This is a genomic window from Acinetobacter sp. YH16053 (genome assembly GCF_013417035.1).
GTDB lineage: Bacteria > Pseudomonadota > Gammaproteobacteria > Pseudomonadales > Moraxellaceae > Acinetobacter > Acinetobacter towneri.
In genome coordinates, this window is record NZ_VPEP01000002.1 from 245,298 (window position 1) to 268,944 (window position 23,647).

The window sequence follows — 23,647 nt, forward strand, 5'->3', positions numbered from 1 at the left end:
TTAAAATGTCAAATTATGAAGTATTGGGCAAATTTATTGCGATTTTTTGACCAACAATTCAAGTACAAAATATTTAAACCCGACACAAATTTACGATTTTGTGTAGATTATTCATCAATTTACTATATAATACAGTTGATTAAAAATAACTCATTTAGGGTGCGGTATGGAATCTCCAACAGAAAACATTGCTATTGAGCTACTTGAACCTATTGTTCTACGTAAAGAAAACTGCGCACCAATTGAATTCGAGCAAGGTACAATTTTAAAAGTTTTATTGGTTAATCCTAACTCCTACTTGGTTACCGTAGACGACGAATTTAACTTTACTGTCTCTTTAGAAGATGAAAATAAGGTGTGGCGTAAACTTTAATTACTGAGTCGCCACAAACTTTAATGATTGAATGTACGCAAAGCACATTCAATCATTAGATAAAGCTTGATAAATACGCTACTGCTTTCATGGCTTATAAAAACTAAACTTTCATTACACCTATCAATCACAGCATCCTTTTAATTTTTCAGAAGTCCACTTCGGGTATGGCTCTCTGAAAATGTTGCCTAAGATTCAGTTTTCAATCCTCTGTATATCATTGTAGATTTTGCAACAATCTCATCAAAATCACCTTTATATTGGGCAAAATGAGATAAAAATTAGCTTTAAATTTTCATCTTATTTTCTCTATAAAAATCAATAAAATATACCAATTTATCAAACCAAAACAACAACAGCAATGACTTTAAATTCACTTTTACAACTAAGCAAAACCAAAATTAATCAAAAATTATGATAAGATCATGCTTCTTGTAAAACACATTTTTTTATAAAGATGAGTTGCTTAAGCAATTTTTACTGTCTTTAGTGTGTTTTATTTTTTCTATTTTTTTAATTCACATCCTATTTTGACAAGATCTACTTGATCTCTAAATTTAGGATTGTATTTGCTTATTTTTATAATGCGGATATTTAAAATCCTGAATTGTGTCACTCAAAATTGGAGAAGTAATTAAGAACTCAAAAACTAATGGAGATAGCAATGGATCGAATTGCAATTATTGGCGCTGGCCCAAGCGGCATGGCCCAATTAAGAGCGTTTCAGTCAGCAAAGGCCAAAGGTCTACAAGTTCCTGAAATTGTATGTTTCGAAAAACAAAATGATTGGGGTGGACTCTGGAACTATACTTGGCGCACAGGTATAGATGAACATGGCGAACCTGTCCACGGCAGTATGTACCGTTATTTATGGTCAAATGGCCCTAAAGAAGCGCTAGAATTTGCCGATTATACTTTTGATGAACACTTCAAAAAACCAATCGCGTCTTATCCGCCACGCGCAGTGTTGTGGGATTATATTCAAGGTCGTGCAGAAAAAGCACAGGTGAAAGACTTAGTCCGCTTTAATACCGCCGTTCAGCATATTCATTATGATGATGCGACGCAAAAATTTACGGTTGATGTCGAAGATTACGCACAGCAACGTCATTATTCAGAACAGTTTGATTATGTTGTGGTGGCCTCTGGGCACTTTTCTACCCCGCGTGTCCCTGTTTATGAAGGCTTTGATCAATTCCATGGTCGTATTTTACACGCGCATGATTTCCGTGATGCACTGGAATTTAAAGGTAAATCAGTGCTGTTGGTGGGCAGCAGCTACTCTGCCGAAGACATTGGTTCGCAATGTTATAAATACGGCGCCAAACAAATTTACAGTTGCTATCGCAGTAAAGCCATGGGCTTTAAGTGGCCCAAAAACTGGTCTGAAAAACCACAATTACTGCGTGTAGATGAAAATACTGCTTATTTTGGTGATGGAACATCGGCCAAAATTGATGCCATTATTTTATGTACGGGCTATTTACACCACTTCCCGTTTATTGAAGATGGCTTGCGCCTCAGAACGCATAACTGCCTTTATCCACTAGGTTTATATCAAGGTGTGGTTTGGGAAAAGAATCCACGTTTGTTCTATTTAGGCATGCAGGATCAATGGTACACCTTCAATATGTTCGATGCGCAGGCATGGTTTGTCCGTGATGTGATTTTAGGCAAAATTGCATTGCCAAGTACAGATGAAATGCAAAGCCATACCCAAACCTTGCATGAAAAAGAACAACGCTTAATCAGCGATGAACAATCTGCACGTTTCCAAGGGGATTACATCAAACGCCTGATTGCGCAGACCGACTATCCATCTTTCAATATTGATGCAGTACACGATATTTTCATGCAATGGAAAAAGCATAAAAAAGAAAATATTATGGGCTTTAGAGATAAAGTTTATCGCTCAGTGATGACAGGAAAAATGGCTAAACCGCATCACACACCATGGCTTTATGCACTAGATGATTCTTTGGAAAGTTATCTAGAAGATGAAGCTCAACGTGAGGCAATTTAAGGCGTAATCTAAAAGATCAAAGTAACGAAAAAACAGCTACAAGCCTCAAAAGTTTTGCTGATGAGGCTTGTGGTTTAAAGATTTATTTCAACTTAGCGTTATTTTAGAAATAGCGCTGATTATAAGTCTGACTTAGCACGTTTTAAGGCTTGTTGCCAACGCGCTAAATGTTCTGCACGCTCTGCTTCATTCATTTGGGGTTCAAATACCCGATCTAACTGCCAAGATGCTGAAATTTCAGATAAGTCAGAAAATACACCCGCCTTTAAACCTGCCATAGCTGCTGCTCCCCAAGCGGTTGATTCCAACATTTTAGGACGTAACACAGGCACATTTAAAATATCGGCTTGGAATTGCATCAACATATCATTTTGACTAGCACCACCATCGACTCGAAGCTCTTTCAGTGGATGATCTAAATCGGATTGCATCGCAGTGAGTACATCCGACACCTGAAATGCAATGGATTCCAAGGCAGCACGGGCAATATGTGCCTTGTTGGTGCCACGTGACATTCCACATAAAAGCGCTCGCGCTTCACTGTCCCAATGTGGCGCACCAAGCCCTGTAAATGCAGGAACTAGCACTACACCATCGCTAGAAGTTACACTATTGGCAAGTTGTTCCACATCGCTGCTTTTTTGGATAATACCCAAACCATCGCGCAGCCATTGCACTACAGCACCTGCCATAAAAACACTGCCTTCAAGGGCAAAATGGGTTTGATTTTGACATTGCCACGCCAAAGTAGCGAGTAACTTATTTTGGCTAAATTGCACCTGATTGCCTGTATTAAACAACATAAAACAGCCTGTGCCGTAGGTATTTTTTGCTGTACCAACTTCAAAGCACGATTGCCCAAACAACGCCGCCTGCTGATCGCCTAAAATACCTATAATTGGGATATTCGCCCCCAATAAACCCGTTGCGGTATCTGCAATATAGCTGTCGGATGCAATAATTTTAGGTAAAACTGATGCGGGAATTTGAAATAATTCCAGCAATTCTTCATCCCAAGTTTGGTGATGTAAATTCATCAACATCGTTCTTGAAGCATTACTCGCTTCAATGACATGCTCTGCGCCTTGGGTCAAATTCCAGATTAACCAACTGTCGATGGTGCCAAAAGCCACATGCCCCTGCTGTGCCAATGCTTTTAATCCATCGACATGCTCAAGCAGCCACACCAGTTTGCCTGCACTAAAATACGGATCTATACGCAGACCTGTTTTTTCCTGAATCAATTGCATCTGATTATTTTGAATCAAGTGATGACACCAATCAGCCGCACGACGATCTTGCCAAATTATTGCAGGCGCTAATGGTTTACCTGTGCGTTTATCCCACACCACTGTGGTTTCACGTTGATTGGTCACACCAATTGCGCGAATGTCTTTAGCCAAAATACCTGCAGTCGCCAGAGCCTGTTGCACCACAGCAATTTGATTTGACCAGATTTCTTGAGCATCTTGCTCCACCCAACCTGAATGTGGGGTCTGAATATGGGTTTCTCGTTGTGCCGTTGCCTGAACTTGTCCGTGTTCATTGAAGATGATAGCGCGACTAGAGGTTGTGCCTTGATCGAGTGCTAGTAAATAACTCATATTTTTTATTGTGTTTGACTTGAAAAATAAAATATTAGCGCAATTATGTAACTAAGCGCATCGAAATGTGTAATTGTGCAGAAAATACATCGTAATTTTTGCCAGCTATGCTATGATTGCGCTGTGATATGGGGATGTTATTGGCTTCGACGCTGATGATGAAGCTCATAGATGCATGCCGAGAGCGCATTTTCTCTCGTAAATCAAATTTGCATTAAAATAGTCGCAAACGACGAATCTTACGCTCTAGCTGCCTAAGGGCCGCTTGTCCGCTTCACTGAATACTTGTGGTCAGTGAACCCGACTGAAGCGCACGCACACAAGTCCGTATAGAGTTGAGCCTCGGGACTTTATACCAAACTTAGAGGATCGCACTTTAAACCCTGTTCGTCGGGTCTTAGAGTGTTAAAACAATAGACGATATCTAAGCATGTAGTATTCTCGAGTGTAGTGTTGGCGGACGCGGGTTCAACTCCCGCCATCTCCACCAAATTCTTAAATTCATATGAAGTTACATAACTAAATATGACTAAAAAAGCCTTAAACATCAGTGTTTAAGGCTTTTTCTATGGGTTTTGCGTCCAATGCTATCCAGAACAAATTGACCCAAATTTGAATAAATTGGGTCAAAATTGCGTCAATTTGACCCACAACTTTTAGATCTATAATGACCTGAAGCGAAGCACATCTCTCAAACAACCCTTGTCATAAATTTGTAATGTTTGTTGCTTATAAATTCTTAGAAATTTCAACTTTATATTTTAAGGTTCAGGAATGTCAGCAAACATCAGCTTAAAGTATCTAAATTCATTGATCAGTGATGCTCAGACTAAAGGCAATAAAATTGAGAAAATATTATTGGGCTATAAGGCTTATTATTTTTTCATGTCAGATAGTGATTTCCATAAGGCAGTGACTAGCTCTGCACTCTCGCCAAGCAAACGTAAATATAAAGACCATAAAATTAAAGTGACCCAAGACGACTATCAAATTGAGGTAAAACTTCACGAAAAATGATCAGGATTGCTCACTTTTGCACAATACAGGTTCAAATCCACTTTTAGGATTTAAGCCTTTTTATTGGACGGTTTATTCATCTCCAAACATTTTTCGCTTTCATCCCCCCAAACCGAATAACTCCCCCGCACAACAACAAAATAGATTATATTATCCTTAATTGATAAAAAATTATGCGGAGTACACATGCAGGTATTTCCCTTAGGAAAGCGAACTATTTCCGTGATTGTGGTCATTGTAGCTCTGGTTTTATTGTTAATTTACGTGGTCTTACGCACAGGCCCATTTGCCCCTGTCAACGTCACCCTCACGCAAGTCAAATATCAATCCATTCAACCTAGCCTGTTTGGCGTAGCAACCGTTGAAGCGCGTTATAATTATAAAATTGGCCCAACTGCAGCAGGTCGCTTAAAAAACTTAAAAGTAGATATTGGCGATAACGTACAAGCAGAACAACTGTTAGGCGAAATGGATCCTGTCGATCTAGAAGATCGTTTATTGGCTCAACGTGCGATAATCCAAAAAATTACCGCTCAGCAACAAGACACTCAAATCCGTCAAAATTTTGCGCAGCAACAAGTCAATCGTTATCAACAACTAGCTAAAATCAATGCCACCAGCCAAGAATCTTTAGCCATTAAACAACAAGAGCTCGGTTTGGCAACGGCGGCACTCAGCGCGATGCAACAAGAACTCAATAAAGCACGTGCAGACCTGAATACCTTACAAGCACAGCGTGATAATTTAAATTTAGTGGCCACAGCTGCAGGTGTCGTCACTGCACGTTATGCAGAACCGGGTTCAACGGTGGTAGCAGGTCAAACCGTACTAGAAATTGTCGATCCTAACTCCATTTGGATGAATGCCCGTTTCGATCAATCCAGTGCGATTGGTTTAGCTGCTGACTTACCAGCTCAAATTCATTTACGTTCACGGCAAAATAATGCTTTGGCAGGTCATGTGTTATGGGTAGAACCTCGTGCCGATGCCATTACCGAAGAAATTTTAGCCAAGGTGGTTTTTAACCAACCTCCAACGCCTCTTCCGCCTTTGGGTGAGTTAGCAGAAGTCACTATCAGCCTCGCACCATTGGCACGCAGCTTAACCATTCCCAATGCGGCAGTTCACCGTATCAATAACCAAGTAGGCGTGTGGAAAGTTGTGGCCGAAAAGCCGCAATTTGTTGAAGTTCAATTAGGACGTTCAAATTTAGCGGGCGATGTGCAAGTGCTCGCAGGCTTATCCGAAAATGATCAAGTGGTGCTGTATAGTGAAAAACCCCTACATGCCAAAAACCGTTTACGGGTTGTCAAGCAACTTGCAGGAGCAGCTAAATGATTAGTCTGGCAGGTCGTGATATTTTCCATTCATGGGGTAAATTTGTATTTACTGGCTTTGGACTCGGCTTGCTGATTGGTGTGACCTTAATTATGGCTGGCGTGTATCGCGGCATGGTAGATGATGCCAAAGCCCTGCTGAATAACAGTGGTGCTGACCTATGGGTAGTGCAGCAAGATACACTTGGCCCTTATGCAGAACCTTCAAGTGTGCGTGATGATTTATATCGCAGCGTGATGAATATGCCCGGGGTGGCGCATGCTTCAAATATTACTTATTTAACCATGCAAGTGCATCATCAAGATAAAGATATTCGCTCGATGGTGGTCGGGATTCAAACAGGTGAACATGCGTGGAATAACTTGGGGTGGCCGCCACATTTATTGGCAGGACGTCAATTGACCCGCGGGCACTATGAAGCCGTAGCCGACATGAGTACGGGATTAAAGTTGGGTGATCGTATTAAAATCCGTCGTAACACCTTTACCGTGGTGGGTTTAACCCGACGCATGGTGTCTTCGGGTGGTGACCCGATGATTTTTATTCCGCTGAAAGATGCACAACAGGCGCAATTCCAAAAGGACAATGCTGCCATTTTACAAGACCGTAGACGAATTACAGTAAACCCAATTTATAACCGCCCTGCTTATCCTGACTTGCTTGAAAGCGTACTCAATGCACAAAGTAGCAACCGTTATGTGAATGCTATTTTAGTCCGTTTAAATGCAGGTGCTTCAGCTGAAGAAACAGCAGCACATATTCAGCGTTGGCAACAACTAACAGTCTATACCCGCCCGCAGATGGAACACATTTTAATCAGCAAAATGATTGCCACATCCGCCAAACAAATTGCCATGTTTTTGGTGATTTTGGCCTTGGTCAGCGCCGCGATTGTGGCATTTATTATTTATACCCTGACTATGGACAAAATTCGTGAAATTGCGGTCTTAAAATTAATTGGCACACGCAATCGCACAATCGCTTGGATGATCTTGCAACAAGCACTCGCGCTGGGATTAATTGGATTTGCTGTCGGTAAAATCAGTTCAACTTTTGCAGCACCATATTTCCCGAAATATGTCTTATTGGTTCCGCAAGATTCTATTTTTGGATTTATTGCGGTGATGCTGATTTGCATGTTAGCCAGTTTGGTTGCAATTCGGATGGCACTGCGCATTGACCCTGCCGAAGCAATTGGGGGATAACATGACACACGGCATTTTAATTAAAGGTTTAAAAAAGCGTTTTGGACAAGGTGACAATGCCTTTTATGCCTTAAAAGATGTCAAAATGCAGGTTGCACCCGGTGAAGTGGTTGGGCTGATTGGCCCCTCAGGTTCGGGTAAAAGCACCTTGCTCAAATGTTTAGGTGCCGTGATTGATCCTACCGAAGGACGCATGACTTTGGGCGATGAGGTGATTTTTGATCAACGTTGGTTAGTCAAAGACTTAAGTGCCTTACGCCGCGATAAAATTGGTTTTATGTTCCAAACCCCGTACTTAATTCCTTTTTTAAATGTTTTGGATAATGTAGCGCTGCTGCCGATGTTAGCAGGCGTAGCCAATGACATTGCCCGCGCCCGCGCATTGGAAATTTTAACGGCGCTCGATGTGCAGCATCGGGTACATGCCATGCCTGGGCAATTGTCTGGTGGTGAACAACAGCGTGTAGCCATTGCACGTGGTTTGATTAATCAACCGCCTGTGATTTTAGCCGATGAACCCACTGCACCATTGGATAGTGTACGCGCGATGACCGTGATTCGCTTATTACACGAAATGGCAGAAAAATTTCAAACTGCAATTATTGTAGTCACACATGACGATAAAATCATCCCTACCTTTAAACGCTTGTACCACATTCGAGATGGTGTGACTTATGAAGAACAAGGCGAAGGACGTCCTTTTAAGTAGGCTCTAAAGTTTTCAGCGCTGGAAACTGATGTTTTAGCTCAATATCAAAAGCAATAAAATATCTGCATTTCAAGTTACATGCGACACAATGCTAAAAAACGGTTGATGTGGTATTCTGATAGCATCAGAAATGCAAAAATATAATACTTACTAGCTTCATACTGTTCTTGGAATTTAATCAAAATACGCATATATTGATTAAATAGAGCAATTTATTCTTAATCCAAGAATTGACGCGCTAACCATGAAACTTAATCACCTAGAGGTTTTAGATATGTCAACTAGAAACCGAACCAATGAAAGTGAAATCGCTACAGCTGCAGCTGACGTTTTGCGTGAACGCTTCATTGCAGTAGCTCACAGTGATCGAGTACTTTATGTGGAAAATGATGCCTTAGTCAGCAAAACCCCGAATGGCAAACCAGTTTTAATCAAACAGTTATCTGGTCGGAACCCTGATCTAGCCCGCCAGTTTAATGGTCGCAGAACCTTTAAAATTAGAAAACGTAACATAGAGGCTACTGCAGAATAATTTATGTTGCCAAAAACACCTCGAATCAGAATGTTTGCGGGTCCAAATGGATCGGGCAAAAGTACGATGATTAATGGTTTAGATAGCCGTTTATCTAAATTGTTTTTGAATGCTGACAACCTTGAGCGCGATCTTAAAGCCACACCCATTCTTGATCTAAGTCAATTTGATATACGCATTAATGCAAACATATTGGTTGATTATCTTACTCAAGCAAGTCGACCACTAAAAAATGCAGATGGTACTCTAAGCAAAAGTCCTCTCCTCTCAGTAGATCCTGTGATTGATGGAAGCTTAATCGACTTAAGCGGGAACACGATTGATTCCTACCTCGCAGCCCGAATTCTTGATGTCATCCGTAAAGAGTTACTTACGCTTAAGGTTGGATTTACATTTGAAACCGTAATGTCTCATGAGAGTAAAATCGAGTTTTTGCGAGATGCTAAAACGCAAGGCTATCGTACCTATTTATACTTTGTGACGACTGAGGACCCTGATATTAATGTGGACCGAGTTAAACAACGTGTGAAAAATGGTGGTCATCCAGTCGAAGAAATTAAAATCCGTGAACGCTATTTCCGCACTATGCACATGTTGATTGATGCGATTGAAGTATCTGACCGAGCGTATTTATTTGATAACTCAAGTAATGCGACCAAGAATATGGCTTCTTATATCTGTGAAGTGACTAACGGAGATACATTGATCATTAATCCAGATTTTAAAGGAGAGTTTCCGATCTGGTTTGAAAAATATGTACTTGTTCATTTGGTTGATGAAGAATAAAAAAACCGCGCTTGAATCATTCAAACGCGGTTTTTTAAATATTCACAGGTCAGTAAACTGAACCCATCGGCATCTTACTCAGCCAACATTTTACTCAGTATTCATAGCCATTGTTGATTGACCATTGCTGCAATTTGCCATAATAGATTTCATCGTTGAACAGTAGGTCTGCTTTAGAGGCAGCATTACTTTCTTCGGTTGGGCAGAAACCATCATCACAATCGGCATCGACAACCCAGCAACCACGCACAAATAATACTTTATTGCCTTCTTGCTCCAGTTGTTTCTGAACGCGATCAATCGCTTCATGTAAGTCATCTGCGCCTAAATATGCGGTCAAATACGCATAAGAGCCTGTTTCATCGGATGCTTTACGGAACTCTACACCCACACAAAATAAATGTTTTTTCATTCTTGGCTCCTTGTCATCTTATACAACTAAGCTAATCTTTAATTTGGTCTAGGTCTAGTGCTTTTTCTTACACTTAACAATACGTTACCTATTCACAATACTGCAGTTCAAAGTAAAAACCTAGTATCCAAATATTAGACTTAAGCCATAATCGCTGTATAAATGAGGTAGAACGCAACACCAATGACTGTTGTAGCAAATACCTTTTGTACAGTATTGCTATTCATGCGATGTACCAAAGTACGTCCAAGTAACATCCCGACAATACATGCCAGAACAAAGGTGATGGTGACTGCCATTGGGTACTGAAAGCCATCTAAAACGTGTGCTGAAATACTCACGCCACCAATCAGGAAAATAATCATCAAAGAGGTTGCGACGATACTGCGCATATCCAAATCGGTAAATTTACGCAATAACGGCACAATAATAAAACCACCGCCCACACCCAACAAACCCGTCAATAAGCCTGCAATTACACCCACACCACCAAGCAAAGACGCCGTTTTAACATTCCAAATTAAGCGTCCTGTGTTTTGGTTTACCTTACACGGTGGATTAGTTTGGTCGTTGACCTTATTAAAGAAAATACGATACGCCACAATAAACATGACCAAACTGAACGCCAGTGTTAACCACATGGGCGGCACAATACCTGCCAAATGCACCCCATAACGCGCAGATGGAATACTGATTAAGGCAATCCACAATGCAGCACGATAACGCACAATACGTTTGAACAAGCCTTCAACTGTGCCAACCAAAGCTGCCAAAGTGACTGCCAATAAACCCACGGGTGCAGCCTGCGCCACAGTCCAGCCTTGGCTTGCCATAAGAGCAGGAACGGCAAGAATACCGCCCCCTGCCCCTGTCAAACCCAGCAAAGTACCAATCGCCAAGCCTTCTAGGATTAACATCCACATGCGTATTTTCCCCTATTCCATCACTGTGTTGTACTGTGCAAGCATTACTTGCCGCAAACTTTATTGGCAGGCAAAGCCACATCAATATGTTTTGGATAAGGCAGTTTTAAATTCTGCATGAGGGTAATAAATTCCGCTTTGGTGCGCCCTTGTCCTAAACGCGAGTTATTGCGTTTTTCCTGCCCAACGGTAGAAGACACACGCCCTTTGTAGTCATGCCCTGGGTACACCAAAGTGTCATCAGGTAAGCTAAAAATTTGTAGATGAATGCTGTCATATAAAGTCGCCGGGTTGCCTTCCTGAAAGTCAGTACGACCACAACCATCAATTAACAACGCATCGCCAGTGAATACCATGCCATTGACCACATAGCTGGTACAGGCGTTGGTATGACCCGGGGTATAACGTGCTTCAATCAATAATTCACCCACACGAATGGCGCTGCCATCGGTAATGAAAATATCGCCACACACCACACCTGAATTACGATGTAATACAGTTTTACAACCAAAACGTGTTCTGAGTTCGTTGGCAGCAGTAATATGGTCAGCGTGTACGTGCGTATCTAAGCTATACACCAATTGCAAATCATGCTGTTCTAGAAAAGCAGCATATTGCTCAACCTCTGAAATTACAGGGTCAATCAGCACCGCTTCACGGGTTTGTTCAGATGCCAATAAGTAAGTATAGGTCGAGCTGTCAGCTTCAAAAAATTGATGAAAGATCATGAGATAGATACTGAGTTTTATATTTTGTTATTCTTAATTTTGCAAATATAGTGCCAACTTAATCTCTTTTAAATATATTAATAAAATACAATATATTAAGAGATATTATTAAATTTAGATCATCCTCCATGTTTCACATCTGTTGCATTTTGTGTTTCAATTGAATCAATAATGAAACAAAAGATGAAACATCATGAATGCGATACATGACTTTGAACAACAAGCCAGTCTTGAAAGCTTTTTGTTTCATTTACAACAACTTTGTCCAGACAGTTTGCTCTATGTTTATGACGACATTGCTCAAACATGGATTTATGAATATGCACAAGATGCTTCTGTTTCTGCAGCTACGGGTAAAACATTAAAAAACCAATTATTGAAATTAAAACTACAATCACAATCAGCATCACAACCACAGACAGGTCTGCTGCAACTCCCGAATAGTGCTAAGGCATGGCACTACCACAGCTTAAATATTCGTGTCCATACAGCCGATTTCACAGGATGTTTATTCTTTCTGCAGCCTAGCGTTGCAACAGTGTCATCACAAACACTCACCCCATCTGCCCAAGCACAAAATAGTTTGGCGGAGTTTTTCCATAGTGATTCGCCACAAATGCAGCATATGTATTCCATTATTGAACGGGTAGCGATTACTGAGTTTCCTGTTTTGGTGCGTGGTGAATCTGGTAGTGGTAAAGAGTTGGTGGCGCAAGCAGTACATGCACGCAGCCAACGGCATGCACAAGTCTTTATTGCGATTAACTGTGCGGCTTTAAATGCCAATATTTTAGAAAGTGAATTGTTTGGGCATGTGAAAGGTGCATTTACAGGGGCAATTCGTGAGCATAAAGGTGTGTTTGAACGTGCTGCAGGTGGTACTTTATTTTTAGATGAAATTGCAGAAATTCCACTGGAACTGCAAGCCAAATTATTGCGAGTATTAGAAACGGGCGAATTCACCCCTTTGGGCGGTGAAAAAGCGATTAAATCGAATGTCAGAATTATTACCGCAACCCATCGCGCTTTACGTGAAGAAGCGCGTTTAGGCAGATTTCGCCAAGATTTACTTTATCGTTTACGGGTGATTCCAATTTTTGTGCCACCACTACGTGAACGTAAACAAGATATCCCTAAAATTGCAGCATTTATTTTGCAACAACAAGCCCAGCTTCAGGTCACGCCACATTTGACCGAGCAAGCACTGAAGGTATTAATCAATTACGACTGGCCGGGCAACGTGCGTGAATTAAAAAATACCTTGCTGTATGCATTGACCATGTCAGCAGGTAAAACGGAAATTGATCAACACGATTTACCCGATGAAATTGTGCATGCTAGTTTGAAACTCGCCACAGCTCCCCCAACGCCACAACCTATTGAGCTGCCCATCAAAACCAACAATAAAGTAGATAAAGACACACTGCAGGATTTACTGGAAAAATATCAGGGGCAAACTGAATTGGTGGCACAAGCCTTGGGCATTAGCCGAACCACCTTATGGCGTTATCGCAAAAAGTTTCATTTATGACTTAGATGACTTAAGGTTTTTTAGATTGAGCAACATAGCTTAAAGGACTCGACTTTTTACTTTTGTCGGCATAGTGGTAAATGGTGTCTAGATCTTTTTGAATAGACGCAGCCACAACATGCGGCATTACCTGATTCAATTTCACAAATATTTTTTCAGGATAACCAACTTGGTACGATTGCCCTGATTGATTCAAAAATTGATATAACTCCTGTGCCACAAATTCAGGACTATCAATTTTTGTGCCCATTTTAATATTCATTTCTATCACATCGGGATTGTTCATACTGGTATTGGTCGCGCGTGGGGAGAAATATCTAAAACGAATGGCAGTCTGACCATACTCTCGCGCCAATGCTTCAGTTGCACCACGCAAGGCAAACTTACTGGCGCAATAACTCACATAGCCAGGGTAGCCGATGCTGCCAAAAGTCGAGCCAATATTGATGATCTGACTCAGCTGACTGTCCGACATATATGGAATCACATCCTGAATCAGTTGCAGCGGATAAGCCACATTGACCAACATCATTTGCTCAATGGTATCCTGTGATTGCTGCGCAAACAGACGAAAATCATTCATGCCTGCATTGTTAATATAGTAATGAATCGGCTGTTTTAATGCGGCAAGTGCCTGAATAAAATCATGACGACTGCTGGCATCAATTAAATCACAACGCAGACTGTGTAATTGCAACTGAGGATACTGCTGCGCCAGACTTTGCTCTAGTTGTTGCAAGGTGTCTTGCTTACGCCCAACCAAAATTAAGTTTAAGCCTTTTTCAGCAAAATGATGCGCAATCGCATGACCAATCCCGCCTGTTGCCCCGAAAATCACCGCAGTTAAATTTGACATAAAAGATACTCTCAATTTTAAGATATTCGATACAACTCAATTATAAAAATGCAGGATTCAGTCCCAAGCCCATACAAATATAGAGTTTACGATCTTCTAATGGCACCAATATTTCACGTCTGCCATGCATAAAGCGCTTGTTATCAATGAGCACCACATCACCATCTTGCCAGTCAATTTCTGAGGTTTCACGCTCGCAACGCTCTGCCAATTCTTCCAATAATTCTGCTTGGATTTCGCTGCCATCGGCAAAGTAAAAACGCGGCTTTTCGTAATTATAAGAAGGCCCCAACAAGGTATTGGCAAAGGCAGGCACAGCTTTTAAATTGTCATGGCGAATCATCGGCATGTTCAAGTCATACTGCACACCTTCATCATGCGCAGGACGAATCCGTTGTCCAGGAATCATCTCAATAAAATGAGCGAGTTCCTGCTGCCCGACCTGTACGGCATCGGCAATATTGAGTGCTGTCGCCACATACTTTTGCCACATCGCTTTGGGTAAGTAACGGCTGATGGTCATCGGTTCAGCAAATTTCTGCTTCAGTGTGTCAGGCAGTTTTTGCCATACCTCATGTCCATCACATAAAGTAGTCTGCGAACCACGCGAAGCACTTTTTTCACTAAAAAAAGCAATAATATCAGGCGGCATTGGGGTTGAACCATTTTCTATATGCAGTCCCATTGCCTGCGTACCTGCATCTACTTTTTGCGATTGTCGGGTCACATTTTCACGTGCAGGGTCATAGGTCAGCTTTTGGCAAATATTGCTCATCAGCCCACTAAACGCATTCACATCATAATGTTCATTTCTAAGTAAAACCCAACCGTGCTCCACCAAACGATCTTTAATTTGTTGTGGGGAATGTTTGAATTGCTGTTGTGCAATATTCATGTGATTTCTCTCTATCTCTATTGATGACTGACAGGTTGATGTCTATCTGTGAAACATCTCCAAGATCAGCCATTAAATACGTTGTAGGATGTGCCAAAGCTGTCTGATACTGTTGCTGAATGACTGCTCTACGCAATTTTCCGTTATCGGTTAACATCTGATTATTTAAAGAAAAAGGTTGTTCAGCACGGCACCAGTGTTTAATTTGGGCATAATCAGGCATACGGGTATTGGCACGATAAATCGCGGCTGCCAATTGCGCATCTGAACGATGTTCCTCGGCATAAATCACTGCAGATAATGACGGCTGCGCTTCACCAAACACGGCAATCTGTTGAATTTCAGGCTCACTCAAACTGTTCGATTCAACCCATTCTGGTGAAATATTGCGCCCAAAACTGCTGACAATAATTTGCTTGATACGCCCCGTGATATATAAATAGCCATCTTCATCAAAATAACCTGCATCGCCTGTGTGAATATCGGCTGATACCGCATCCTGCTCACGCCCAAGTTCATGCATATATCCCAACATGGCATTGCCCTTGACCACCACTTCTTGATTGGCAGCAATTTCGACTTGAACATGCGGCAATACGCGGCCAACACTGCCAATTCTGCGAGCTTCAGGCAGGTTTAAACTCACGACCGATGCACATTCAGACAGACCATAACCTTCATAAACAGGTAAATTGAATTGCTGACACTGCTTGAGTAAATCTGCAGACACCTTGCCACCACCCACGGCAATAAACCTCAAAGTATGCAAGCCTGCATCGCCATGTTGATGGATATATTCCACAATCGCTTTGAGCATTTGTGGCAATAAAATCACGCTTTCAATATGATATTGCTGCACGGCATCGACAAAGCGTGAAACATCAAACTCATGGTTGGACAGCAAACCAAACTGACTGACTTCAGCCACCACCACTGCACGCCCCATGTGAAAAGGCACATACACGCCTGCGATATTTTCAAGCAATGTTGCAAATGGAATTAGACACAAATGCCGCCCAAGCTGGCTGCTTTGCAATGCCTGACTTAAAGAGTACGTAATTGAATTAATGGTGGCTTCTGCCAAACACACACCTTTGGGAGTACCCGTACTGCCCGAGGTATAAGTAATTTTTGTAGGCTGCTCAGCAGAATTTGGGGATAAATGCGGTTGTGCTGTTTCAACGCTTAGACGAAACAACTGCCCTTGATATAAATCTGATGGTGGCAAAACCTGTGCCTGAACTGCATCAATCATCTCCAACAAAGCTTCTGGAATAGCAGTATTTCCAATAGCCGAGTTAACATTGGACGGAGTATCGCTTTGTGCAGTATCCGTCAAAATACACAGCAACTCGGCTTGGCTGTCTTGCAGTAAATGTTGCACTTGTGCAGCAGTAAAAAATAAAGGCACAGGAATGACTGTCATTGCAGCTTTACGTGCGGCTAAATCGACCACAATCCAATCGGCCTGGTTCACACCCCACAACGCCAAACGCTGTACTTGATAAGTTGCCAATTCTGCACTGAGCAACTCAACCCGTTGCTGTAATGTGGCATAACTCAGTGTGGTTTGTGCCGTCACAATTGCTTCACGCTCAGGGTCTGTTTGGGTATAGTGATTCAGGTTTTCAAACAACTCATTCATCTTTCAATTTCCGCCTTTCTGCATAACCTTAGGCATAAAAACAATATTGCTGTTGCGTGACCGCCAACGCTGCTGCAACGTCAATCGCCAGTACATAAGGCTTCTGTTGGTAATAACTGCCCCATTGATGCTGTGCATCGCCCAAGGCTTCGGGGTTGGCTTTTTCTAGCACCTGAAAATGCAGTCCCATTTGCTGTAACACATAGCGCACTGCTGCTGTTCCTGTGCAAACTGCCCACGACACATTGTTCTGCGATAAATGAAACACCAAAAAAGCCACCATCAATTTGGCTTTGCTCATGTCTTGCGCTGCTAAGTTGCCAATTTCAACAATCTGCGCGCGCGTTACAGGCACTTGGCTCAATTGGGTTAAAATGGTTTCAATGGGTGCACCTAAATACTGTTCCAAAAAGGCTTGGTTCGCGCCCAATGGTTGCATGCCAATCACCACTTGCATGTCGTGGTTTACATAGCCTGCAAACAAGGTATCTGAAAAAGTATTTATGGATGCCTGATGGACTTTTTGGTATTTATCTCGAATAAAATGCTCTAATGCCAAGCGTTGTTTGCTAGCATCTTGGGTCACAGTTGTCACATTTAAATGTTGTGCTGTTGTGTGTGCTTGAATCACCGAGGCATAGCTGTGTAATACATCTAAATGTGGCTGTTCTAGGTTCAACTGTTTTGGGTTCGTTTGTGGTTTATACGGCTGCGCTACAGATGCATACCCGTTGAATTGTTTTTTATTTTTTTGCTGATGAAAATTCGCATCCAGAAAATGCGTTTGACTGGATGATTGAGCATCAAAATTAAATTTGATCATGTGCATCACATTGGATAGAAAATAACTCAATGCTCAAGATAGAAATCTAAACTTAAAGAAAACTTAAGTCGCTACAAACTGTCACAATTCAAAAAACTCTTCATGCACACAAAAAAAGGAGATGATCACTCAACTCCTTATATGTTTAAAACAATAAACTAATCAAAAATAAACAGTCATCCAATTATGCAAAACACAATTGTTCGCGCCCTACCTTAGATTTTAATAGGCATAAGACGCAATTGCCGTTGCAATTGGTTTATCTTCATCATTGACCATCGTCATACGCATGGTGCAGCCTTTACGCCCTAAACGCAAAGTTTCCGCACGGGCAATAAAATACTTGCCGCGTCCCGGTGCTAAATAATCCACTCGCATATCTACCGTAGCCAAACGAGTGACTTTTTTAATGGTATCGGGCAAATCGTCAGGTTCTGTCCGTTTATATAACTCCCCCATTGCCACAATACCGCCCACACTGTCCAAAATGGTTGCAGCAACACCACCATGTAAAATTTGGAAAGCCACGTTGCCCACCATATACGGTTGCATCTCAATATAGGCTTCAATTTGACCATCTACCACACGCATGCTCATGCCATTGTGTTGAAAAAATGGCGATCCATTAAATGCATTGACCAATTGTCTTAGCACGACATCAATATCGACTTTCGCGCCTAAATGTATATTCCCAGTCCAATTTTTCTCTGCATTACTCATAACGTGCCCAAAAGTCCAAACAACTCAATTTACCAACAATAAAAACAGCCAATGTATGCCCAAATGAAATTTAAGGGGCTACAATAGTCGTCTAGTTTAATACTGATCAGTGAGATTTTTATGACCTATACGTTCAATCGCCCTGCATTTCCTGCCACTCGTATGCGTCGTATCCGTAAAAATGATCAATTACGCGCCATGGTTCGCGAAACTCACTTAACCACAGATCACTTGATTTATCCTGTATTTGTTTTACCGGGACAAAATCAAACCCAAGATATTCCAAGCATGCCGAATATTCAGCGTTTATCGGCAGACTTATTACTCAAAAAAGCCGAGCGTTTAATGCAGCTGGGTGTGTCTAAACTGGCATTGTTTCCAGTCACGCCACAAGAAGATAAAAGCCTGACCGCAGAAGCAGCATGGCGTGAAGATGGCTTGGTGCAAAACACACTACGCCTGCTGAAAAAAGAATTGCCAGAGATGGTACTTATTACCGATGGCGCACTCGACCCGTACACCACTCATGGTCAAGATGGCATTATTGATGACACAGGCTATGTCCTGAATGATGAAACGGTTGAATGTCTAATTAAACAGGCTTTAAGCCATGCCGAAGCGGGTGCAGATGTGGTTGCGCCAAGTGACATGATGGATGGCCGTATTGGTGCGATTCGTCAGGCGTTGGAAAGCAACGGGCATATCTATACCTCTATCATGGCTTATTCAGCCAAATATGCCTCTAGCTTTTACGGTCCTTTCCGTGATGCAGTCGGTTCTGCCAGCAACCTAAAAGGCGGCAACAAATACAATTATCAAATGGATATTGGCAACCGTGCCGAAGCCTTGCATGAAATTGCACTGGATATTCAAGAAGGTGCAGACATGGTGATTGTAAAACCAGGCATGCCTTATTTAGACATTGTACGTGAAGTGAAAGATAACTTTGGTGTGCCAACCTTTGTCTATCAAGTGAGTGGTGAATACGCCATGCTTGCTGCCGCGATTCAAAATGGCTGGTTGTCGGACAGTGTGATTATTGAATCGCTAATGAGTTGCCGCCGTGCAGGTGCAGATGGTATTTGGACATATTTTGCCGAAGAAGCAGCACTCAAACTTAAAGATATGGCATAAACAGGCGACTTTCATGCACATCGCAATCATTGGTGCAGGCATCAGCGGTTTGTTGTCTGCACTCGAACTGGTAGAGCAGGGCTGCTCTATCAGTATTTTTGATCAACAACAAGCAGCACAAGCGGCATCATGGGCAGGTGGTGGAATTCTTTCTCCCATGTATCCGTGGCGTTATCCTCAAGCGGTCAATGACTTAGCCCAATTTGCCAAACCGCAGTACCAAGCATGGAATGAAAAACTCAAACCTATTACAGGCATTGATTTTGAAATCCATGAAACAGGCATGTTGATTTTTGATGAAGATGATTTTGAGATTGGTTTAAATTATGCCGAACGTCATCATGAACCGATGCAGCAAGCTGAATGTCTGAATCGGGAACAGCTCGAACAAATTAACCCGCATATCCATCCCAAATTTAAACAAGCCCTGTATTTCTCACAACTTGCCAATGTGCGCAATCCGCGTTTATTACAATCGCTCACGCAATATTTGAAACAACATCCGCGCGTGCGATTTTTTGAACACTGCCCAATTCAGCAATTTCAGATCACTGAAGATCGTATTCAAGCCATTCAATCTGCCGATGGTCGCTTGCATCGTGCAGATCATATCGTGCTTGCGACAGGTGCATGGTCACAGCACTGGGCGGCACAACTGGGTTTAGATATTCCTGTACAGCCTGTACAAGGGCAAATTGTGTTATTTAAAACCCCTGCACAATGGTTGCCAAGCATGTGCATGAACAAGGTGATGTACTTGATTCCACGTCAAGATGGGCATGTGCTATGCGGTTCCAGTATGCGTCACGTTGGTTTTGACACCACACCAAACCCGCAAACCCAACAAGATATTTTAACGGCTTGTTTTGAAATGGTGCCTGAATTGGCACAGTTCCCCATTGTGAAACAATGGGCGGGTTTACGTCCAGGCTCGCCTACAGGTGTGCCGTATATCGGCAAAGTGCCAAGCCTAAATAATGTATGGATGAATTTCGGACACTTCCGTAATGGCTTATGTATGGGCACTGCTTCAGCGCAGTTATTAAGACAGCTCATGCTTGGGCAAGAAACGATTGTTGATCCTGCCGCTTATGATCCAAAGCAGTTACAGCCCACCTCAATCTGTGCATAACACTCAGCAGCATCCTCTGTTTAAGTAGAGGATGATGCACCCAGACAAGCCGCTAGCGCCTGTTCAAGTTTTGGATATTGAAAGCAATAGCCTGCTTGTTCTAACGCTTGTGGTTTAACATATTGCCCATTCAGCACCAATTGCGATTGCTCGCCCAATAACCAACGCAAGACAAAAGCAGGTAACACCAAAAATGGACGACGTTTTAAAAGCCGAGCTGCGGTTTCGGCAAAGTCTTGCTGACTGGTTTTTTCAGGTGCAACCACATTCAAAATTTTGGCGTCTACAGGTTGCGTCATTAACCAGTGAATGGCCTGTAAAACATCTTGTATATGCACCCATGCAACAGGCTGCCGTCCATGCCCAATCCGCCCGACGGCATTTAAACGAATTGGTAATAACATTTGCGGTAAAATGCCACCACCGCGCCCAAACACCACGCCCAAGCGCATAATTTTAGTATTTTGCTGGCTGAAGCTTAACGCAGCCTGTTCCCATTGCTGGCACAACTGCGACATAAAAATATCTTGTGCTGCACTGTGTTCGGTACATACTGCTGACCATTGTTCCTGCGGGTCAATTCCGTAATACCCCACTGCCGAGCCTGAAATAATACACTTGGGGAAAATACGGCGCTTTTCAAGATATTGATATAAGTGCAGTGTGGTCTGAACTCGACTATCAAGCAATTTTTGTTTGCGTGCTGCTGTCCATCTGCCCTGCCCAATACTTTCTCCCGCCAAATTAATCACATAATCAATTTGTTCGGTGTCGAGTTCATCTAACTGCTGAATCCAGCGTAATTGTGGATGTTTGGATACTCGATTGGGCTGTCGGGTTAGCCCCACCACCCGATAATCCTGTTGCAATAAAAACGGCAACAATTGTGAACCAATAAAACCACTTGCCCCTGTTACCAGTACCAAAGGTTTATGCATCTTCCAATCTCAGCATGATGAAAAATATAGTTTTAGCTATACGTGATTTAGACTGAATGTTCAAGTCTAAGCAAATCATCATCACATAACTGATCATGTATATTTGAAGAAAATCAGATATTAACAACTTCTTTTATCAGCCAAACATTTTAACTGCCATACGCTGTGCCTGTTTACCATAAAACCAATAGGTCAGCAGATACAATGGAATTGCGATCAACAAGAACATGATCACCACCACACTCATAAATTGCGGCTGTTGCAAATACTGTAAAAAATCTTGCCAAATGCTTGGGTTTTGGCGAGAAAATATCGCCAAACCTAATAATAAAAACGCCAAGTTATAGCCCCAAAAAATCAGGCTAAATCCTAAAGTAAATGTCTTGCGTTCCTTGTCATTCGGCGCACGGCGTTGTTGTTTTAAAAACTTATACAGCACTAAAATCATGGCAACCAAATAAGGCACCGCAGTTAAAATCCCGCCTACACCCGCAGGTAATAATGCAGCCAATACGCCACAAATACAGGTCATCACAAAGCAATACAAGAAAAACCAGATAAAATAATGGCTTAGCGATACCATAAAGATGACTCAGACAAAAGATTCAGCCTAGTATAAAAAAAATTGATTTTTTTTTCATGAAATTGTCAACCGAATACAAAAGCCTGACGTTATATAGGCTACAAGGTCACAACAACCGTTAATGTGTATGGCATCCACAATATTTTCGGTGACCTGACTAAAGCAATAAATCGCATACAGTCATGCTTTGAACAGCAGCCAAAGCTTTACTGTATCGCAAGTTTTTCTTTGACCGACGATTTCATCATCACTCGAATCGTCGGTCTTTATTTTTTAAGGTCTTTTTTTAGCCTTTCTAACATCAGTATTTTAACTCTCTATATTTTTCTATACAGATCACGACAGATTTTACTTTCCCTTCTCTTTAAAATCTCTGCGACCTAAATTGTCGCTTTAAAAGCAGAAAACTGGTTTTTTGCCGTAGTGTTGCGCTCAGTTATGTTAAGTTATCCCATAATTCAACATCAAGATTGGAACACGCATGGCTGTTCATTTTTTACATACCTCTGATTGGCATTTGGGGCAATTTTTCCATCACCATGAACGTGAATATGAACATACTGAATTTTTAAATTGGCTCTTAACTCAAATTAAAAGCAAACAGCCGAATGCCCTGCTCATAGCAGGCGATATTTTTGATGTGGTCAATCCTGCTTCGAGCGCTCAGAAACAACTCTATCAATTCCTTACCGATGCGCATGTGCTTGCTCCACACATGCAAACCTTAATGATTGCAGGCAATCATGACTCTGGGTATCGCATTGAGCAAGTTGAACCCTTTTTAGACCGCTTCAACGCCAAAGCTGTGGGCGTGATTGGTAAAACAGCCGAGCAAAAATTAGATTTAGATAAACTCCTAGTGCCTATTTATGACGCTGCGCAAAATATTGTGGCATGGTGTCTGACCCTGCCCTATTTACGCAGTGCAGAAATTACAGGTTTAAATGAACATAGCAGTGACAATCAATCTGCTGTTGCTTACTTACATCAACAACTGATTGCAGAAGCCAAAGCCCGTAAACAACCCGATCAAGCCCTGATTTTAATGTCACATGCACACATGCAAGGTGGCGAAACTTCCGACTCAGAACGCCCAATTGTAGTGGGGAATGAAGAAGCCTTATCGACTGCGCTGTTTGATGAGGTGATTGACTATGTCGCACTCGGACACTTACACAAACCGCAACAGGTCGGACAGCCACACATTCGCTATAGCGGCTCACCCATCCCTTTATCATTTAGCGAGCTGAATTATAAACACCAAGTCCTTGAAGTTAGGATTGATCCATTACAGGCAGATGCACAGCGTTTCCAATATGAAAGCTTGCTTATTCCACGTACGGTAGAGCTGCTTCGGATTCGCTGTGAACTTTCTGAATTAATCACCGAACTGAATAAATTGCCAAAAGATGAAATTGCAGAAGTTTGCGCACGGCATTTTTTAGAAATTGAATATATCAGCGATGCGCCACCACCCATTGATTTACGCCAACAAATTGAACAAGCACTGCCTGCCAACCGCTATCGTTTACTGCGCATTGCACGACGCTTTCAAAACTGTGAAAACTCGAACGTGCAACAATCAAAAATTGATTTAGAGCCGCCTACGCCTGAAAAATTATTTTTAGATTTATGGGAAAAAATGGGCTATCAACCTGACCCAGAAGTGAGCCAAGATTTTTTACAGCTTTTGGCCGAAGCCCAACAAGAACTTGATCAGAATAAAGCTTAAGGATTTGC

23 protein-coding genes and 1 other RNA gene are annotated in these 23,647 nt (G+C 42.0%); 13 read left to right on the forward strand and 11 right to left on the reverse strand.

Features of this window, described 5'->3' with window-relative positions; translation table 11 throughout:
• Positions 1-166 precede the first annotated feature (166 nt).
• Complete coding sequence (locus FTV43_RS02915) at positions 167-373, forward strand: hypothetical protein (protein WP_004975391.1); 207 nt, start codon at positions 167-169, stop codon at positions 371-373.
• Between the two features lie 664 nt (positions 374-1,037).
• On the forward strand, positions 1,038-2,396 hold the full coding sequence (locus FTV43_RS02920; protein ID WP_179994826.1) for an NAD(P)-binding domain-containing protein: 1,359 nt from the start codon (positions 1,038-1,040) through the stop codon (positions 2,394-2,396).
• Positions 2,397-2,515: 119 nt separating this feature from the next.
• On the opposite strand, the gene glpK is transcribed toward FTV43_RS02920, so the two are convergent.
• A complete protein-coding gene (gene glpK, locus FTV43_RS02925; RefSeq protein ID WP_179994827.1) occupies positions 2,516-4,000 on the reverse strand; it encodes a glycerol kinase GlpK in 1,485 nt (494 codons plus the stop codon).
• A 130-nt stretch (positions 4,001-4,130) separates the two neighbouring features.
• Between glpK and ssrA the strand changes: the two genes are divergently transcribed.
• The 7 genes from ssrA to FTV43_RS02960 all read left to right on the forward strand — a co-directional run bounded on the left by ssrA (position 4,131) and on the right by FTV43_RS02960 (position 9,587).
• Positions 4,131-4,490: a transfer-messenger RNA gene (gene ssrA / locus FTV43_RS02930) on the forward strand.
• A gap of 284 nt (positions 4,491-4,774) precedes the next feature.
• Positions 4,775-5,017 (forward strand): hypothetical protein, encoded by a 243-nt coding sequence (locus FTV43_RS02935; RefSeq protein WP_004975383.1) that lies wholly within the window; start codon positions 4,775-4,777, stop codon positions 5,015-5,017.
• A 186-nt stretch (positions 5,018-5,203) separates the two neighbouring features.
• Complete coding sequence (locus FTV43_RS02940) at positions 5,204-6,355, forward strand: efflux RND transporter periplasmic adaptor subunit (RefSeq protein ID WP_179994828.1); 1,152 nt, start codon at positions 5,204-5,206, stop codon at positions 6,353-6,355.
• Complete coding sequence (locus tag FTV43_RS02945; protein ID WP_179994829.1) at positions 6,352-7,560, forward strand: ABC transporter permease; 1,209 nt, start codon at positions 6,352-6,354, stop codon at positions 7,558-7,560. Before FTV43_RS02940 ends, FTV43_RS02945 begins: the two co-directional genes overlap by 4 nt.
• A 1-nt stretch (position 7,561) precedes the next feature.
• Positions 7,562-8,269, forward strand: a complete 708-nt coding sequence (locus FTV43_RS02950; RefSeq protein WP_179994830.1) for an ABC transporter ATP-binding protein — start codon at positions 7,562-7,564, stop codon at positions 8,267-8,269.
• Between the two features lie 274 nt (positions 8,270-8,543).
• Positions 8,544-8,801 carry a hypothetical protein gene (locus FTV43_RS02955; protein ID WP_004975373.1) on the forward strand — a complete coding sequence of 86 codons (258 nt, stop codon included), beginning with the start codon at positions 8,544-8,546 and terminating at the stop codon, positions 8,799-8,801.
• 3 nt (positions 8,802-8,804) lie between these two features.
• Positions 8,805-9,587, forward strand: coding sequence for a hypothetical protein (locus tag FTV43_RS02960; RefSeq protein WP_225543583.1), 783 nt, complete (start codon positions 8,805-8,807; stop codon positions 9,585-9,587).
• 94 nt (positions 9,588-9,681) lie between these two features.
• Here FTV43_RS02960 and FTV43_RS02965 read toward each other — a convergent pair whose 3' ends face one another.
• From FTV43_RS02965 to FTV43_RS02975, 3 genes are all read right to left on the reverse strand, one after another.
• Positions 9,682-9,999 carry a hypothetical protein gene (locus tag FTV43_RS02965; RefSeq protein ID WP_004975369.1) on the reverse strand — a complete coding sequence of 106 codons (318 nt, stop codon included), beginning with the start codon at positions 9,997-9,999 and terminating at the stop codon, positions 9,682-9,684.
• Positions 10,000-10,139: 140 nt separating this feature from the next.
• A complete protein-coding gene (locus FTV43_RS02970; protein WP_104852390.1) occupies positions 10,140-10,922 on the reverse strand; it encodes a sulfite exporter TauE/SafE family protein in 783 nt (260 codons plus the stop codon).
• A 44-nt stretch (positions 10,923-10,966) separates the two neighbouring features.
• Entirely contained in the window at positions 10,967-11,650 is a 684-nt protein-coding gene (locus tag FTV43_RS02975) for an MBL fold metallo-hydrolase (protein WP_096902279.1), read from the reverse strand.
• A gap of 193 nt (positions 11,651-11,843) precedes the next feature.
• On the opposite strand from FTV43_RS02975, the gene FTV43_RS02980 reads away from it, so the two are divergent.
• Positions 11,844-13,181: a sigma-54-dependent Fis family transcriptional regulator gene (locus tag FTV43_RS02980; RefSeq protein ID WP_179994831.1), complete on the forward strand. Its 1,338-nt coding sequence runs from the start codon at positions 11,844-11,846 to the stop codon at positions 13,179-13,181.
• 10 nt (positions 13,182-13,191) lie between these two features.
• Here FTV43_RS02980 and FTV43_RS02985 read toward each other — a convergent pair whose 3' ends face one another.
• The 5 genes from FTV43_RS02985 to FTV43_RS03005 form a co-directional block, all read right to left on the reverse strand.
• Complete coding sequence (locus FTV43_RS02985; RefSeq protein ID WP_179994832.1) at positions 13,192-14,037, reverse strand: SDR family oxidoreductase; 846 nt, start codon at positions 14,035-14,037, stop codon at positions 13,192-13,194.
• A 40-nt stretch (positions 14,038-14,077) separates the two neighbouring features.
• Positions 14,078-14,932, reverse strand: a complete 855-nt coding sequence (locus FTV43_RS02990; RefSeq protein ID WP_104852394.1) for a TauD/TfdA family dioxygenase — start codon at positions 14,930-14,932, stop codon at positions 14,078-14,080.
• Positions 14,886-16,577 carry an AMP-binding protein gene (locus FTV43_RS02995; protein WP_179994833.1) on the reverse strand — a complete coding sequence of 564 codons (1,692 nt, stop codon included), beginning with the start codon at positions 16,575-16,577 and terminating at the stop codon, positions 14,886-14,888. Before FTV43_RS02995 ends, FTV43_RS02990 begins: the two co-directional genes overlap by 47 nt.
• 28 nt (positions 16,578-16,605) lie before the next feature.
• Positions 16,606-17,400 (reverse strand): thermostable hemolysin, encoded by a 795-nt coding sequence (locus FTV43_RS03000; RefSeq protein ID WP_167846200.1) that lies wholly within the window; start codon positions 17,398-17,400, stop codon positions 16,606-16,608.
• A 222-nt stretch (positions 17,401-17,622) separates the two neighbouring features.
• Positions 17,623-18,120, reverse strand: a complete 498-nt coding sequence (locus tag FTV43_RS03005) for a thioesterase family protein (protein ID WP_096902274.1) — start codon at positions 18,118-18,120, stop codon at positions 17,623-17,625.
• 120 nt (positions 18,121-18,240) lie between these two features.
• Between FTV43_RS03005 and hemB the strand changes: the two genes are divergently transcribed.
• Both hemB and thiO read left to right on the forward strand, forming a co-directional pair.
• Positions 18,241-19,254, forward strand: coding sequence for a porphobilinogen synthase (hemB, locus tag FTV43_RS03010; RefSeq protein WP_004975342.1), 1,014 nt, complete (start codon positions 18,241-18,243; stop codon positions 19,252-19,254).
• Positions 19,255-19,267: 13 nt separating this feature from the next.
• The gene (thiO, locus tag FTV43_RS03015; protein ID WP_179994834.1) at positions 19,268-20,386 is read left to right on the forward strand and encodes a glycine oxidase ThiO; all 1,119 of its coding nucleotides are present in this window, start codon (positions 19,268-19,270) and stop codon (positions 20,384-20,386) included.
• Positions 20,387-20,406: 20 nt separating this feature from the next.
• Here the strand turns inward: thiO and FTV43_RS03020 are convergent, their stop codons facing one another.
• On the reverse strand, positions 20,407-21,324 hold the full coding sequence (locus FTV43_RS03020; RefSeq protein WP_004975339.1) for a TIGR01777 family oxidoreductase: 918 nt from the start codon (positions 21,322-21,324) through the stop codon (positions 20,407-20,409).
• Positions 21,325-21,460: 136 nt separating this feature from the next.
• Positions 21,461-21,907: an ABZJ_00895 family protein gene (locus FTV43_RS03025; RefSeq protein WP_179994835.1), complete on the reverse strand. Its 447-nt coding sequence runs from the start codon at positions 21,905-21,907 to the stop codon at positions 21,461-21,463.
• Between the two features lie 481 nt (positions 21,908-22,388).
• Here FTV43_RS03025 and FTV43_RS03030 point away from each other — a divergent pair, with 481 nt between their 5' ends.
• Positions 22,389-23,639, forward strand: coding sequence for an exonuclease SbcCD subunit D C-terminal domain-containing protein (locus FTV43_RS03030; RefSeq protein ID WP_154320420.1), 1,251 nt, complete (start codon positions 22,389-22,391; stop codon positions 23,637-23,639).
• Positions 23,640-23,647: the final 8 nt, after the last annotated feature.